At 67.4% G+C, this 14172-nt stretch carries 11 protein-coding genes, 3 tRNA genes and 1 pseudogene; 7 read left to right on the forward strand and 8 right to left on the reverse strand.

The window, feature by feature from the left end; translation table 11 throughout:
- Positions 1–97: 97 nt before the first annotated feature.
- From CJ022_RS12745 to CJ022_RS12765, 5 genes and pseudogenes are all read right to left on the reverse strand, one after another.
- Positions 98–1499, reverse strand: a pseudogene (locus CJ022_RS12745) (C40 family peptidase).
- A 245-nt stretch (positions 1500–1744) separates the two neighbouring features.
- Positions 1745–1821: transfer RNA gene (locus tag CJ022_RS12750), tRNA-Asp, on the reverse strand.
- Positions 1822–2058: 237 nt separating this feature from the next.
- Positions 2059–2135 (reverse strand) — tRNA-Asp (locus tag CJ022_RS12755).
- Between the two features lie 19 nt (positions 2136–2154).
- Positions 2155–2229, reverse strand: a tRNA-Val gene (locus CJ022_RS12760).
- A 20-nt stretch (positions 2230–2249) separates the two neighbouring features.
- Positions 2250–2537: an HU family DNA-binding protein gene (locus CJ022_RS12765; RefSeq protein ID WP_101927020.1), complete on the reverse strand. Its 288-nt coding sequence runs from the start codon at positions 2535–2537 to the stop codon at positions 2250–2252.
- A gap of 297 nt (positions 2538–2834) precedes the next feature.
- Between CJ022_RS12765 and CJ022_RS12770 the strand changes: the two genes are divergently transcribed.
- Positions 2835–4814 carry a peptidyl-prolyl cis-trans isomerase gene (locus tag CJ022_RS12770; RefSeq protein WP_101927138.1) on the forward strand — a complete coding sequence of 660 codons (1980 nt, stop codon included), beginning with the start codon at positions 2835–2837 and terminating at the stop codon, positions 4812–4814.
- Positions 4815–5177: 363 nt separating this feature from the next.
- Here CJ022_RS12770 and CJ022_RS12775 read toward each other — a convergent pair whose 3' ends face one another.
- Together CJ022_RS12775 and gloB are read right to left on the reverse strand one after the other, a co-directional pair.
- Positions 5178–6419: a transglycosylase SLT domain-containing protein gene (locus CJ022_RS12775; protein WP_101927021.1), complete on the reverse strand. Its 1242-nt coding sequence runs from the start codon at positions 6417–6419 to the stop codon at positions 5178–5180.
- The gene (gene gloB, locus CJ022_RS12780) at positions 6416–7180 is read right to left on the reverse strand and encodes a hydroxyacylglutathione hydrolase (RefSeq protein WP_101927022.1); all 765 of its coding nucleotides are present in this window, start codon (positions 7178–7180) and stop codon (positions 6416–6418) included. The genes CJ022_RS12775 and gloB overlap by 4 nt, the downstream gene beginning before the upstream one ends.
- Before the next feature lie 44 nt (positions 7181–7224).
- Here gloB and CJ022_RS12785 point away from each other — a divergent pair, with 44 nt between their 5' ends.
- The 3 genes from CJ022_RS12785 to dnaQ are packed head-to-tail and all read left to right on the forward strand — an operon-like array spanning position 7225 to position 9054.
- A complete protein-coding gene (locus CJ022_RS12785) occupies positions 7225–7878 on the forward strand; it encodes a methyltransferase domain-containing protein (protein WP_158238419.1) in 654 nt (217 codons plus the stop codon).
- Positions 7875–8321: a ribonuclease HI gene (gene rnhA, locus CJ022_RS12790; RefSeq protein ID WP_101927024.1), complete on the forward strand. Its 447-nt coding sequence runs from the start codon at positions 7875–7877 to the stop codon at positions 8319–8321. Before CJ022_RS12785 ends, rnhA begins: the two co-directional genes overlap by 4 nt.
- Positions 8322–8355: 34 nt before the next feature.
- Positions 8356–9054, forward strand: coding sequence for a DNA polymerase III subunit epsilon (gene dnaQ / locus CJ022_RS12795; RefSeq protein ID WP_101927025.1), 699 nt, complete (start codon positions 8356–8358; stop codon positions 9052–9054).
- Positions 9055–9515: 461 nt separating this feature from the next.
- On the opposite strand, the gene CJ022_RS12800 is transcribed toward dnaQ, so the two are convergent.
- Complete coding sequence (locus tag CJ022_RS12800) at positions 9516–10220, reverse strand: PP2C family protein-serine/threonine phosphatase (RefSeq protein WP_101927026.1); 705 nt, start codon at positions 10218–10220, stop codon at positions 9516–9518.
- Between the two features lie 595 nt (positions 10221–10815).
- Between CJ022_RS12800 and CJ022_RS12805 the strand changes: the two genes are divergently transcribed.
- The 3 genes from CJ022_RS12805 (at position 10816) to CJ022_RS16850 (ending at position 14043) form a co-directional block, all read left to right on the forward strand.
- Positions 10816–12048: a tyrosine-type recombinase/integrase gene (locus CJ022_RS12805; RefSeq protein ID WP_101927027.1), complete on the forward strand. Its 1233-nt coding sequence runs from the start codon at positions 10816–10818 to the stop codon at positions 12046–12048.
- Between the two features lie 118 nt (positions 12049–12166).
- Positions 12167–12922: a hypothetical protein gene (locus tag CJ022_RS16845; RefSeq protein ID WP_143703970.1), complete on the forward strand. Its 756-nt coding sequence runs from the start codon at positions 12167–12169 to the stop codon at positions 12920–12922.
- Between the two features lie 176 nt (positions 12923–13098).
- Entirely contained in the window at positions 13099–14043 is a 945-nt protein-coding gene (locus CJ022_RS16850) for a hypothetical protein (RefSeq protein WP_143703971.1), read from the forward strand.
- Positions 14044–14172: the final 129 nt, after the last annotated feature.

The raw sequence follows: 14172 nt of genomic DNA on the forward strand, positions 1-14172 counted from the left end.
TGCGGAACGCACCCGCATTCCGCATGTCGTCTGCGTGCGCGCTCATCATCAAGGGACAGGCGCACGCGTACAGATCGCCTTGCGACGGCAGGTCCGTCTATCGCCCCACGCGCTGGATGTGGGTGAGGTGCTGGATCGTCGACGTCGTGGCATCGGCCAGCATCGGCGTGAGCGGCGTGACGACGACGCCGTTGAGCGGGAGACGTTCGACGGCGCCCGACGCCGTGCGCAGCGACACGCCGGCGGTGTCGTGGATGACGTACGGCTCGCCGTCGACATGGCCGATGACCAGCATCACGTGGCCCGGCATGTAGAGCAGGTCGCCGACCTCGGTCTCGCGCAGCAGTTCGAGTCGTTCGGCAACAGGCATGCCGGGCTCGAGCACCCGCGTGTCCAGCGCCGGGGTCGTCGCCTGCGCCTCGGTGTTGCGCGGCATCAGGATGCCGAAGCTGCGATAGATCTCGGAGACGAACCCGCTGCAATCGCGTGCGTTGTAGGCGTGGCCCCAACCGTAGCGTTCCCCGAGGAACTTGAAGGCCTGCCGCAGCACGTTGGCGCGGGTATGGGGCAGGTAGCCGGTCGCGACATCGGCCGAGCGTGGCACCATCGCCGGCGCGAACGACAGGCTGCCGTCTGCATGACGCACCGGCAGTTCGACGACGTGGCCGTAGTAGGGGACCTGTCCGTTGAGCGGCCGGTCCGCCGGCCAGTCGGCGACCAGCGGCACGCGCACGCCCATTTCCAGCTGCACGTCCGACACCGCGGGATTTTCCGGCGTGTAGACCGTCCGTGCCGTCGCCCCGGTGACCACGAGTGCGTTGCCGCGACGCGCGTAGTCGAGCACCGCTTCGCGATCGCCGATCGCGACCTTGTCGCGTTCGATCCACGCCGCGTAGCGCTCGCTGACGACGAACAGCCAGCGGTCGTCGCGGCTCTCGTGGACGACGGCGACCGCGGTGCCGGGGAACAGCGCATCTTCCTGGAAGCGGTCGATGTCGGTATCGCCCGGTGCGCGGAACACGCGCAGATGGGTCGGGAACGTCCGCAGATCCGCGCGCCGCACGACGAGGCCGAAGCGCAGCACCTGGGTCTGCGGCAGGTCGTCGAGGTTCAGACCCCTGACCAGATTGTCGACCGCGCGGGTCGTGCCTGCCTGGCCGTCCGCATCGCACCTGGTCCGCTTCGATCAGCACCGGCAGCGCCGCGATGTCGTGGATCGACGGATCGCGCTCGCGCATCACCGCGTTCTGGGTGGCGATCGCATCCGCATCGAGCACTACGCGGTCGGCCTGGCGCGTGCGCTCGATCCAGTAGTCCGCATCGAGCTGCGCCGGAGCGACGCCGGGAATCGCGCCATCGGTCAACACATCGCGCGCCAGCGCCTGGACATGCAGCGCAGACGCCAGCGTCAGCACGAGGACGGTCGCGACGCGACGCCAGCGCCGGCGTGGCTGCCCACGAGACGGAGCGGGAACAGCGATGGATGCGGCAGGCGTCATGGCGGTCCTCGTTTGCGCGCCGGGCGATTTCGCACGGTCGTCCGCAGGGTAGGGGGTTTCACCCGACTGGCAACTGAGGCGGCGTGGAAGCCGGACGTCGCGATGCAGGCGCGACGTCGCACGTACAGTTCGCGCCAGGCGGTGCACATCGGTTCGGGCGCGGCGCGACGATCGAACGCGGGCGGCGAAGCACGTGGTCCCGGAACGAAAAAACCCCGCATTTCTGCAGGGTTTTTTCGAGCACTTGGCGGAGCGGACGGGACTCGAACCCGCGACCTCCGGCGTGACAGGCCAGCATTCTAACCAACTGAACTACCGCTCCAAGGCGCGAGATTCTACAGGATTCGATCGCGATTGGAATAGCCCGGACGCAGATTTATTTCAGTGCGTCGTCGCGTGCTCCGGTGCACGCCGCGCGGGCTGACATCGCACATCGGCGCCTCGTGATCGGTGCGCGACAACGCACGCGCTGCGCCCGGTTTCCGACGCGAAGAGGCCCGTCGACGGTTTTCGATCGCCCAAAGAAAAACCCCGCCAGTGGCGGGGTCTTCTCGATCTCTGGCGGAGCGGACGGGACTCGAACCCGCGACCTCCGGCGTGACAGGCCAGCATTCTAACCAACTGAACTACCGCTCCACTTTTGAAACCTGAAACGTGGTGGGTGCTGAGGGTTTCGAACCCCCGACCCTCTCCGTGTAAAGGAGACGCTCTACCGCTGAGCTAAGCACCCATGCGGGACAACCAAGCCGATTACTTTACGGCATCCTTCAGCGCCTTGCCAGCCTTGAATGCAGGCACGGTCGTGGCGGGGATCTGGATCTGTTCCTTAGTCTGCGGGTTCAGACCGGTGCGTGCCGCGCGCGGGCGGGCCACGAACGAACCGAAACCGACGAAGTTCACGGTCTCGCCGTTCTTCAGCGCCGCGGTGATCGTGTCGAGAAGCGCATCGACAGCGCGACCGGCGTCGGCCTTCGACAGGCCTGCCTGTTCGGCGACGGCGGCGGTGATGTCACTCTTGCTGTGGCTGGTGCTTGCCATTCGGTAATTCCTCTTCTTATGTGACGACGTACGTGTCGGGATCGTCCCTGGTCGACAGGCGGGCCTGTGGTGCCACGGACGGGCGATTCCGGAACAGGCGCGCATGGTACGCGATCCCCCGGTCGAATTCGACTTGCAACGCCGTCGGGGCTGAATGGCGCGATGGCGGTCCGTGGCGCCTCGCAGAAGGAACGGCGGGTGCATGCGCCGGCGCCGCGCAACGCCGATGCCGCCGGACTGCGGCCAGCGACGCTTGCGGGTAAACTGCCTGGCTCGCCCATCCAGTTGACCGGACACATGCTGCAAGCTCTTCGTGACAAGACCAGTGGTTGGATCGCCATCGCCATCGTCGCGGTGCTTGCCGTGCCGTTCGCCTTCTTCGGCATGGAGCAGTACCTGTTCCAGAACAACGCCGACTACGCGGCCAAGGTCGAAGCGCCGCCGACGTGGTGGAAGTCGGCGCCCGATGTCTGGCTGGTGCGCAAGCTGGCCTGGACCTCGACCGAGGTCAGCAACGAGGAATTCCGCCAGACCTTCGACGGCATGCGCGAGCAGCGCCGTCAGGCCGAAGGCGAGAATTTCGATGCGCGTGCGTTCGAGACGATGGAGAGCAAGCGCGAGATCCTCGAGCAGCTGATCGATCGCGCGGTGCTTGCGCTCGCCGCCGAGCGCGGCAACATCGTCGTCGGCGACGCCCAGGTCCAGGAACTGATCATGTCGATCCCGGCCTTCCAGGTCGACGGCCGGTTCGACACCCAGCGCTACCAGATGGCGCTGCAGTCGGCCCAGCCGCCGCGCACGCCGCGCGAATTCCAGGAGAGCGTGCGCCTGGATCTGCAGCGCACGCTGCTGCCGCAGCGGATCGCCGAAACCGCCTTCATCACCGATGGCGAAAGCACGCGCCTGATGCGTCTGCTCGGCGAGCGTCGCGACGTGTCGTTCGTCGTCGTGCCGCCGCCGGCCGTCGAGACCGCGCCGGTCGATGCCGCCGAACAGCAGCAGTGGTACGAAGCGCACGCGAACCGCTATCGCGAGCCGGAGAAGGTGGCGCTCGAATATCTCGAGATCCGGGTCGATCCCGACGCGACGGCCGGCGATGTCGACGAAGCGGAACTGCGCGCGCATTTCGAGCAGGTCAAATCGCGCTTCGTCGGCAGCGAGCGCCGCCTGGCGTCGCACATCCTGATCGAAGTGCCGGCGGATGCCGACGCGGCGACCCAGCAGGCGGCGCAGGAAAAGGCCACCGCACTCGCCGCGCAGGCCCGCGCGCCCGGCGCCGATTTCGCGACGCTCGCACGCGAGAATTCGAACGATCCCGGCTCCAGCGGCAGCGGCGGCGACCTGGGCTGGGTCGAGAAAGGCATGATGACCGGCCCGTTCGAAGACGCGCTGTTCGGCATGGAGGCGGGGCAGGTCAGCGCACCGGTCAAGACCGATTTCGGCTGGCACGTGCTGCAGCTGCGCGAGGTGGACGCCGGTCGTCAGGTCGCGTTCGAGGACGTCCGCGACGAGCTGGCGAGCGAGATGCGCGAGAACGCCGGCTCGCGCGCGTACAACGACCTGGTCGGCACCGTCGTCGACGAGATCAACAAGCATCCGATGTCGCTGGAATCGGCGGCGGCGCTCGCCAAGCAGCCGATCCAGGCGATGGCGCCGTTCGCGCGTGGTGCGGGCAGCGGCATCGCGGCGAACAATGCGGTCGTGCAGGCGGCGTTCTCGGACGCGCTGAAGCAGGACGGCACCGTCAGCGATCCGATCGAGATCGCGCCGAACCACACGGTGTTCATCCGCGTCACCAGCCATACGCCCGAGCGTGCACTGCCGCTCGACCAGGTCGTCGACCGGGTGACCGCCGAAGTGCGCGCCGACCGCGCACTCAAGCAGGCCGAAGCGGATGCCGACGCGATGGTCGCCGCCATCGCGGGTGGCCAGACGCTCGCCGCGCTGGCGGAAGCGCGTTCGCTGACCCCGCAGCAGGTGCCGGGCATTCCGCGCGGCGCGCCGGTGCCCGATGCCGCGGCCGCCGAGGCCTACTTCCGTGCGGCGCCGCCGGCGGAAGGTGCGGTCACGCCGGGTCGCACGATGCTGGCCGATGGCAGCGCCGTCGTCTTCACTGTCGACAAAGTGATCCCGGGCGATCCGGCGGACGCCAGCGAGGAAGAGCGGACCACGCTGCGCCAGCAGCTCAGTGCACTGCTCGGCAACGAGGACGCCGAGGTGCTGCAGCGCGCATTGCGCAGCCAGATGAAAGTGACGGTGGTGGAAGCGCAGTTGTAAGGCGCGGCGACCGGTTCGACCCGAGCGGGTCCGGCAGTGCCGGGCCCGTTCTGGTGTCAGGTCTGGGGGAGGGCGCGTCGGCCTGCGACTGACGCGGCGACGGCGGCGTGTCCAGCGATGCACGGGTGGCACGTTCGATCCCGGCGTCCGTGCGTCGGGAACGTGCGCATCGCGAGCAGGTTGCGCGACCAGCGCGTCCCACGGCTTCACATCACGTCATGACCACCCTGGCGGGGCGAAGGCGCAGCGTTCGCGCTGCGCGCCGCTCCAAACACACAGACAGTTTCTTTCTGGCCTGTAGCGGTCACACGACACAGAGGACGATGCCGTCCTGCAGCCTTGACCTGTCGCGGGCCTCGACGCTCAGGGCGCCGAGGCGTCGATCCGCAGGGTCGCGCCTGGCTGGAGCAGGCTGTCGGCGCCGAGTCCGTTGCGCGCGCGCAGCGCGTCGCGCGTGACGCCGTAGCGCTTGGCGATGGTCCAGATCGACTCGCCGCGGGCGACGACGTGCAGGCGGGGCGCGCCGTCCGACCCGGACGATGGAACGCCGGCCTCGGCCGCCACATCGGTGGTCACCGCGTCTTCGGGAGGCGCCTCGGCCAGGAAGACCGGTGCGCTCGCGGCTTCCTGCGGCACCAGCACCGGCACCGCCTGGCCGATGCGCGGCACTCGGCCGTCGGCATGCGAGGGATTGAGACGGCGCAGCAGCGCGGCATCGGTCTCGTGCCGGGACGCCAGCGTATCCAGATCGGCGATGCCGTCGGGCATCTCGATCGCGCGCAACACCGGCACCTGGCGGTCGATCGCGGCCATGAAGGTCTCGCGCTGTTCGGCTTCCTTGATGACACAGGACAGCGCGTGCAACTTGCGCACGTAGGCGTGGGTGATCGCCGGCATCGCCAGGGTTTCAGGCTGCGCGGTCATCGGCTGTTGGCCAGCGCGTTTGAGCGCGCCGAACACCCGGTATTCGCCGGCGTTGTAGGCCATGACCGCCAGTCGCCAGTCGCCGGCGAACATGCCGTGCAGGGTCTTGAGGTAGCGGACGGCCGCGCGGGTCGATTCGACCGGCGACAGGCGACCGTCGTAGCCGGGACGGATCGGGATCTCGTGGTTGCGCGCGGTGACCGCGATGAACTGCCACAGGCCCGCGGGGCCGGACGCGCTGCGGGCGCCGGGGCGGTAACCGCTCTCGACGAACGGGATCAGCGCGTACTCGGTCGGCAGGTGCGCCTCACGGAGCGCATCGACGACGTAGCCGAACAGCGGCATGACGTCGGTGCCGCCGGCCGCCAGCTGGCGCGGCACGTGGGCGAAATGCGCGCGCCATCGGGCGCTGACGTCGTCCGGCCCACAGGCCTTGTCGGCCAGGCCATCGCGGAAGCTGGTGTAGATCTCGCGGCCGCTGCGGGTGGGGCGCTGCTTGCTGGCGCGGTGGGCGGCCGGTGCGGCGGCGGTCTGGACCGACGCGGCGTCGAGGGCCAGCGCGGCGGCGGGCGCGCCAGCGGCGCGTTCGGCCGAGGCGGTGTCGCCCGGGTCCGCCGCAGCCGGCAGGGCCAGCACCAGCAGCAGCGCGGCGGCGAGCGCACCGCATCGAACGCGCCTCATGCGCGGAAACCATCCTTCCAGTGCCGCAGGGCGGCGAATCGCGCGGTGCGGTCGAGAGTCGCGTCGCCTGTCCTCGCCGCGAGCGCGGCGCGCACGGCCGGCGCGTCGATCCGCAGGAAGGGGTTGCAGTCCAGTTCGTCCTGCAGGGTGGCAGGCAACGTGGGCCTGTCGGCGTCGCGCATCGCGATGATCTCCAGTTGGCGGCGTCGCAATGCCGCGTTGTCCGGATCCACCGCACACGCGAACGCGGCATTGGACCGGGTGTACTCGTGCCCGCAGCAGACGCTGGTGTCGGGGGGCAGGGCGGCCAGTCGATCCAGCGAGGCCAGCATCTGCGCGGGCGTACCTTCGAACATGCGCCCACAGCCCAGGCTGAACAGGGTATCCCCGCTGAACAGCAGGCCGTGCCCGTGGAAGGCCACGTGGCTTCGGGTATGGCCGGGCACCGCCAGCACGTCGAAGGTCCAGGGGCCGATGGTGATCCGGTCGCCATCCGCCACCCGATGGGTCGCGTCCGGGATCCGCGGGTCGTCCGGCGCATGCACGGGCAGCGCCGGCCAGCGCGCACGCAGCGCGGCGACGCCGCCGATGTGATCGTCGTGGTGATGGGTCAGCAGGATCGCCAGCGGCCGCAGGCCGGCATCGGCCGCGGCCAGTACCGGTGCCGCGTCGCCCGGATCGACCAGCAGCGTGCCGCCGTCCGCGCCGGTCAGCGCCCAGATGTAGTTGTCGTCGAACGCGGGGATCGGCTGCAGTCGCATCGGTCGGGTCGGTGGCGGCTGGCGGAGCCTTTACAATGCCGACCATGCCCGTGACTTCCCCGGCCGGTCAACCCGGCACCCCCAACGCATGGTTCGCGTCGCACGCCGGACGCGCGATCACCGACAGCGAACAGGCGCTCGTGGCCGAGGCCCTGGGCGGCCATCCCGGCCTGCCGTGGCTGTGGCTCGCCCCCGCCGAGCCGGCCGCCGGCGTTGCAGGGCGGGGCCTGTGCCTGGTCCGCCGTGGCGCCGCGCTCGACGGCCCGGTCCGCTGCGGGTGCCCGCTGCCGCTGCCGAGCGAGGCCTTCGGCACCGTCGTGCTGCAGCACGTGCTCGGAAGTTCGGCGGACGACCAGGCCCTGCTGGAAGAAGCAGGCCGGGTGCTGGCGCCGGGTGGCTACCTCTGGCTGCTGGTGCTCAATCCGCTGACGCCTTACCGCTGGCGCTGGCGCGGGCAGGGCATGGGCGCGTCCGAGCCGCTGGCGTGGCGGCGGCGCATGCGCGCGGCCGGCCTGTCGCCGGATGCGGTGTCGCGCGGACTCGGGCCACGCTGGCGCGAAGCGCCGGTCGACGCCGTGCAGGACGGCCCGGGCCTGTGCGCCGCCTACGCCCTGCGCGGACAGAAGCGGCAACTGCCCCTGACGCCGGTCCGTCCGCGCAGTGCGCTCCGCGTGCCGGGCGCGGTGCCCGCGGCATGAAGGCGATCGAGATCTATACCGACGGCGCCTGCCTCGGCAATCCCGGCCCCGGTGGCTGGGGCGCGTTGCTGCGCTACGGCCGGATCGAGCGCGAACTCAGCGGCGGCGAACCTGCGACGACCAACAACCGCATGGAGCTGATGGGCGCGATCGCCGCGCTCGAGGCGCTGACCGAGCCCTGCGAGGTGATCCTGCACACCGATTCGCAATACGTGCGCCAGGGCATCACCGAGTGGATGCAGAACTGGGTACGTCGCGGCTGGAAGACCGCCGGCGGCGCCGCGGTCAAGAACCAGGACCTGTGGCAGCGGCTGCAGGCGGCCTGCACGCGGCACCGGATCGACTGGCGCTGGGTCAAGGGCCATTCGGGCCATCCCGAGAACGAGCGCGTCGATGCCCTGGCCAGCGCCGCTGCGCGCGCGCAACGCACCGCCGTCGCCTGACCCGTCCTTCGCCTCCAGGAACCCGACCCCACGCATGCGCCAGATCATCCTCGACACCGAAACCACCGGCCTGGAATGGAAGAAGGGCAATCGCGTGGTCGAAATCGGGTGCGTGGAGCTGGTCGAGCGGCGGCCGAGCGGGCGCACCTATCACCAGTACATCCGCCCCGACTGCGACTTCGAGCAGGGCGCGGCCGAGGTCACCGGCCTGAGCCTGGAATTCCTCGCCGACAAGCCGCCGTTCGAGGACATCGCCGACGCGTTCCTGGCCTTCATCGACGGTGCCGAACTGATCATCCACAACGCCGCGTTCGACGTGGGCTTTCTGGATGCCGAACTCGCGCGGCTCGGGCCGGGCACGCCCGACATCCGCAGCCGCGTCCGGGTCGAGGACTCGCTGCTGCTCGCGCGCCAGCGGTTCCCCGGCCAGCGCAATTCGCTCGACGCGCTGTGCAAGCGGCTCGGCGTCGACAACGCCCACCGCCAGCTGCACGGCGCGCTGCTCGATGCCCAGCTGCTCGCCGAGGTCTACCTCGCGTTGACGGCCGGCCAGCACGAGATCGGATTCGGCGCCGCGGCGGAGGACGCCCCGTCCGCCTACGACGCGATCCGGTTCCAGCCCACGGGCGAACGCCCGCGCCTGACCGTCGACGCGACCGATCTGGCCCTGCACGCGGCACGGGTCGAGGCGATCCGCCAGAAGGCGGGCGTGTGTCTGTGGGATGTCGCCTGACCACGGTGAGGTGCAGCGCCTGCGGGCAACGCGGCTCGTGCCGTGGATCGGTGGGGACGAGGTCGGAGCGGATGTGATTGCGACGAGACGGGTCCAGGCGAACGCGCCTGACACCGTTGTGTCGGTTGGCGTTCGCCCGCCTGCGTTCCGGTCCTCCGTTTCCGCGTGCGCTTTCGGGTGCCGGGGCACACTCTCGTCCCACGATCGATCTGTCCGGACGGCACGGACGCTCGCGTCGCCGGCTGGCGGATGACGCGGTAACCGATCGGGACTGCCTGCGCCGTGACGCCGCGTCGAGGCGGCGGGCACCCGTGTCCGCGAACGGTCCCGGCCGCCCGCAACGCAGTGATGACGGCCGGTAGGCGCATCGCTTCTCGAACAGGCATGCCGACCCGCGTCGGGCCGCGGCCTTGCGACCGTCGAAGGAACAGGTGCGAGCCAGCGGCCCCGGGGGCCAGCCTTCAGTGCCGGCGGATCAGGATCACCGTGACGTTGTCCGAACCGCCGCCGTCGAGCGCGGCAGCGACGAGGCCGTCGACGCATTCCTGGGCGCTGCATTCGGTGTGCGCCAGCACGCGCGAGATCGCGCTGTCGTCGACTTCCTCGGTCAGCCCGTCGCTGCACAGCAGCAGCTGCGTGCCCGGCTGCAGTTCGCCCGACAGCGTCTCGACGTTCAGGACCTGCGGGTCGGTGACGCCCAGCGCCTGGGTCACCACGTTGCGGTGCGGATGGCTGCGGGCCTGGTCGACGCTGATCGCGCCCTGGGCGATGAGCTCCTGCACGTAGCTGTGGTCCTGCGACAACTGTGCGAGTTTGCTGTCGCGCCACAAATAGACGCGGCTGTCGCCGACCCAGGCGACCTCGAACCGGTTGCCCGCCACGCGCGCGGCGACGACGGTCGTGCCCATCGGCAGGCTGTCGTTGCGCTTGCGCGACGCGCGGATGATCTCTTCGTCGGCGATCCGGATCGCCTGCGGCAGCGCGGTGCCCTGGCGGATCTCGCGGACGATGGTCTCGCGGGCGAGCGCGCTGGCGACTTCACCGTATTCGTGGCCGCCCATGCCATCGGCGACGAGCCACAGGCCGAGTTCGCTGTCGCCGTAATAGGTGTCCTCGTTGAGGTCGCGGCGCAGGCCCACGTGGGTCAGGTGGCCGAACTCGATCACGCGACCTCCCCGACGCCACGGCGCGCAGTCTGCTGGTGGTCCCAACGGGGCGGGAACGTACGGCCGGCCAGCGCGGCATCGGGCCGGCGGCGAAGCGAGGCGGGCATCCGGGCGACGGAAAAGGGGGGCATGCAACTGTCGGCAGCGAACTCGGCGCCCAGCATATGGCAAGAACTCCCGGCGCGGCGCAGGGAGGGAAGACACGACAGTGTTGAGGGGCGATGCATCGGCAGGACCTGACGGGAGGCGCACGCGGGACGTGCGTACGGCTGCCGTTCCAGAGGCAAGTTCCATGCCGCGGCTCGGTTTCGGCCTCGTGGTGTGCTCAGGCTGCTGCCTGTCGGCCGGCCTACAGGCCGCAGCAGGTGCGTCACTGGATCGACGTCGTCCAAAACGCAAAACGCCCCTTGCGGGGCGTCGTACGTTTCTGGCGGAGAGGGGGTCCGCCCAACTCTCGTCCGCTCGGATACGATCACGTCCGAATCGGCGCGCTCCTACCTCTTTTATAGGCCGCTTAAACGAAATTGTTGTCCATTCTTGTCCATTGACGTCCAGCCAAATCCCTGCCTTTATGTAGGTAACAGGGGAGGGAACAATGGCAAGAGCGGTCAACAAGCTGACGGCCTTGAAGATCCGGAAGCTCAAGGAGCCCGGCCGATACAGTGATGGTGACGGTCTGTACTTCTACGTCTCCCAGTCGGGCAGCCGGTCCTGGGTGTTCCGCTATCGCGACAGGTCAACCCAGAAGCATCGGGACAAGGGCCTGGGCCCAGAACGCGACGTCACACTCGAGCAGGCACGCGAAGCCGCTAGGCGCGCACGAGCGTCGATTCGCGAGGGGCTGGATCCTATCGACTCAGAGATCCAGGCGAGGGCGCTAGCGGCTGCTGAGCGGACGCGGGGTGTCTCGTTGGGTCACTGTATCGATCAGTACATCCGCGCTCACAAAGCCTCATGGCGGAATGCCAAACACGCGAGTCAGTGGGAGAACACGCTGCGAACCTACGCTGGCGATCTTTGGGACCACCCCGTCGCTGTGATCGACACGCCTGAGGTCCTGTCCGTGTTGGAGCCAATCTGGGCTGACAAGACCGAAACCGCCACCCGCGTTCGCCAGCGCATCGAGGCTGTGCTGGATTGGGCAGCAGCTCGGAAGCTGCGATCAGAAATCAACCCCGCACGCTGGCGAGGCCATCTAGACAAGATCCTGCCTAAGCCGGCAAAGCTCAAAGACGTGAAGCCGCGGCCAGCACTTCCCTATGTCGAGGTCGGACCTTTCATGGCGGAGCTCCGCGAGAAGGACAGTCTGGCTGCCCGTGCGCTAGAGCTGATCGTGCTGACGGCCAGTCGGCCCAGCGAAGTAGTGGGCGCGCGTTGGGACGAGATCGACTTCGCTAATGCGTCTTGGACGATCCCAGGCGAACGGATGAAGGCCGGCAAAGCGCATCGGGTCCCACTTTCTGCCCAGGCCATGACCTTGTTGAGGGAGCTACCCCGACTTGATGAAGAGTTCGTCTTCCCTGGCGCGGGCAAGAATCCATCACTGTCGACAGCCGCGGCGCTGAAGCTGCTCAAGGAGTTGCGCGCTGGCATCGTGCCCCACGGCTTTCGGAGCACCTTCCGCGACTGGGCCGCAGACATGACAGCGTTCCCGCGTGAGGTTGCGGAGCAAGCGTTGGCGCATGCGATACCGGACAAGACCGAGGCCGCATACCGTCGCACTGATCTGTTCCTCAAGCGCGCGAAGCTGATGAGCGCATGGGCTGATTACTGCGATCTGATCCAGACCGGCGGCGAGAACGTCGCGCCGATCAAGAGGGCAATCTGAGAATCGGGCGGTCGCCTTTGCGATTGCCCAACACACCGGCGATTGCCGGCAAAAGCGGCGAGACCGGGTGCGTCAACACCCGGTCCGCCTTCCAAAACCGTTCGATAGGAGAACGATCATGGCAACGAATATTGTAAAGCCCCACGACCGGGATGTAGCACCTTTGTCGTCTGCGGAAGGGGGCGACCGAACAGCGACAGGACCTGCAGCCGATCCACTTCTGCAGTTCCTCGCCGCCGACGTCCCCCTGCGCGTCCTGCTGCAGCACGGTGCCGAGAGTCTGGATTGGCTCGCGAGCTTGGGCGATGTGCCCGTATGGATGTCCTACCCGGACGGCGTCGGCGGAATCGCATTAGAAGAGGTCAGCAAGATCCGCCTTCTTGAGCGTTCGCACGAACTTGGATGGAGGGTGGTAACCGACCCAGGTGCCTTCCTTGAGTTCGAGGACGCGATCTGTTGGCAAGACGATGCGGAGGGGGACGACCGCGTGCCGGGCGTTTGGTATGCACACACGGAATGCGTCGAGTGGGAGACGGTGAAGTGCGGTGTTCCGCTTGCCATTCCAGGCTATCGACTCAAGCAGATCAGGGCTGAGTACGCCTCTTTCACCGAGCAGGCGCGCATTGCTCGAGAGCGGGACGCAGCAGAAGCCAAGGCAAAGCGCGATGAAGATGCGAGGCAGGGCCACGAGATTCTTGTTGCTGGCCGTATTGCCCTGCATCGCCGAAATGGGCGAGAGATCACGCGCGAGCAGGCTGAGCGTGAGATTGAGGACATGGTCGCCGGCTTTCGCGGAATCAGAGAGCTTGCCGTCGGCCTAGCGGAGGAAACAGCACCGCCTTGCCTGGCGAAGCGAAGCCAAGATAGAAGATAGGGATGGCGTGCATTGCGGTCTGGATATGGAGTCGCGTGAATCGCGATCGGTGAAGGAATGCAAGTGGAGGTGTGCTCCATCTTGCTTTGCCCAAGTTGCTTAGTAGGCCGCTCCGGCGGCCTCAAGATCAAAGGAGAAAAATCTTGGTCAGCGCTCTACACAAGCTTAGGTCTTGGATGACGGTCGAAGAGGTGGCCGAGCGACTCACCATGCTCGCCGATGAGCCTATCAAGGTCGCAGACATCCTGGCCTTGGCGCTAGATGGGCATGTTGTCTTGACTGTAAACATCGTCAACGGGCAGAGCGCAAAGCTCGGGAAACTTGTGCCTAAGGAGAGCGCTACTTTTCGGCTCGTTCCTTTGCCCGGCCAAGATGGATCGAAGAAAATTCCCGACCTCGCTGGCTTCCCAGTAGACGGAGATCGGCAGCAGCAGGACGCCTGGTGCAAGACAAATGAGAAGCTCCTCGACGGCCTGGCGCTGATCCCGAATGCTCAGTTCATAGGCGAGGGCGGCTGGTACGAGTTTCCTCCTGTGATCAGCGTTATTCGAGGTCTGTGGGATCTGACGATGGAAGGTGGAGAGCGCCTTGATGTGATTCACTCACTCCAGTTCGAAGCCGGTGGAGGGTCCGTTACGGACGTCAATCTTGAGGGCGTCCTCCTCAAGGATCCTAATAGCGACACGGTCGCGTGGCTGCATACCCATTTTTCAGAGAACGAGTTCTGCAAAGATGGCAATGACCGAAACAAATATCCCTATGGGACGGAGTCTAGTTACTTCCCCTCAGGCGGCCTTTCCGAGGATATGCCGCTCGTCATTAGATCGGCGGAGTTCAGCAAACTTTGCAAGCTGGTGGGCACCGATCCTGGAGACTCCGATGGTCGCAAGATCGAAGCTCTTAGGTCTGACGCCAGAGAGAACTACGAGCTCGTCATCGCAGCTCTATGGAAGAAAGCGCACGGCGATGGTGGCGCGGGCGCGATTTCGGCGAGTCCTTACACAGCGGCTGCATCGATCGTTGCCGTATTCGACCTCGATGGGGTGCGAGGCCCCTCCGCGGATAGTGTAGGTAGGATTCTTAAGAAGGCGAAAGGGCATTTGAAGATCGGAACTTCTTAGCTTCCTAGGAAGTTCCGAAGCTGCGGCTTCCGTAACTCGGAGTCTGTCTGCACCGCCGCACGTCAGCGGCCACACGGTGCAGATGATGGACGCAAACGGATACCGAGAATTCCGCCCCTTTGTTGCCGA

This window comes from Luteimonas rhizosphaerae, assembly GCF_002849595.1.
Lineage (GTDB): Bacteria > Pseudomonadota > Gammaproteobacteria > Xanthomonadales > Xanthomonadaceae > Luteimonas > Luteimonas cellulosilyticus.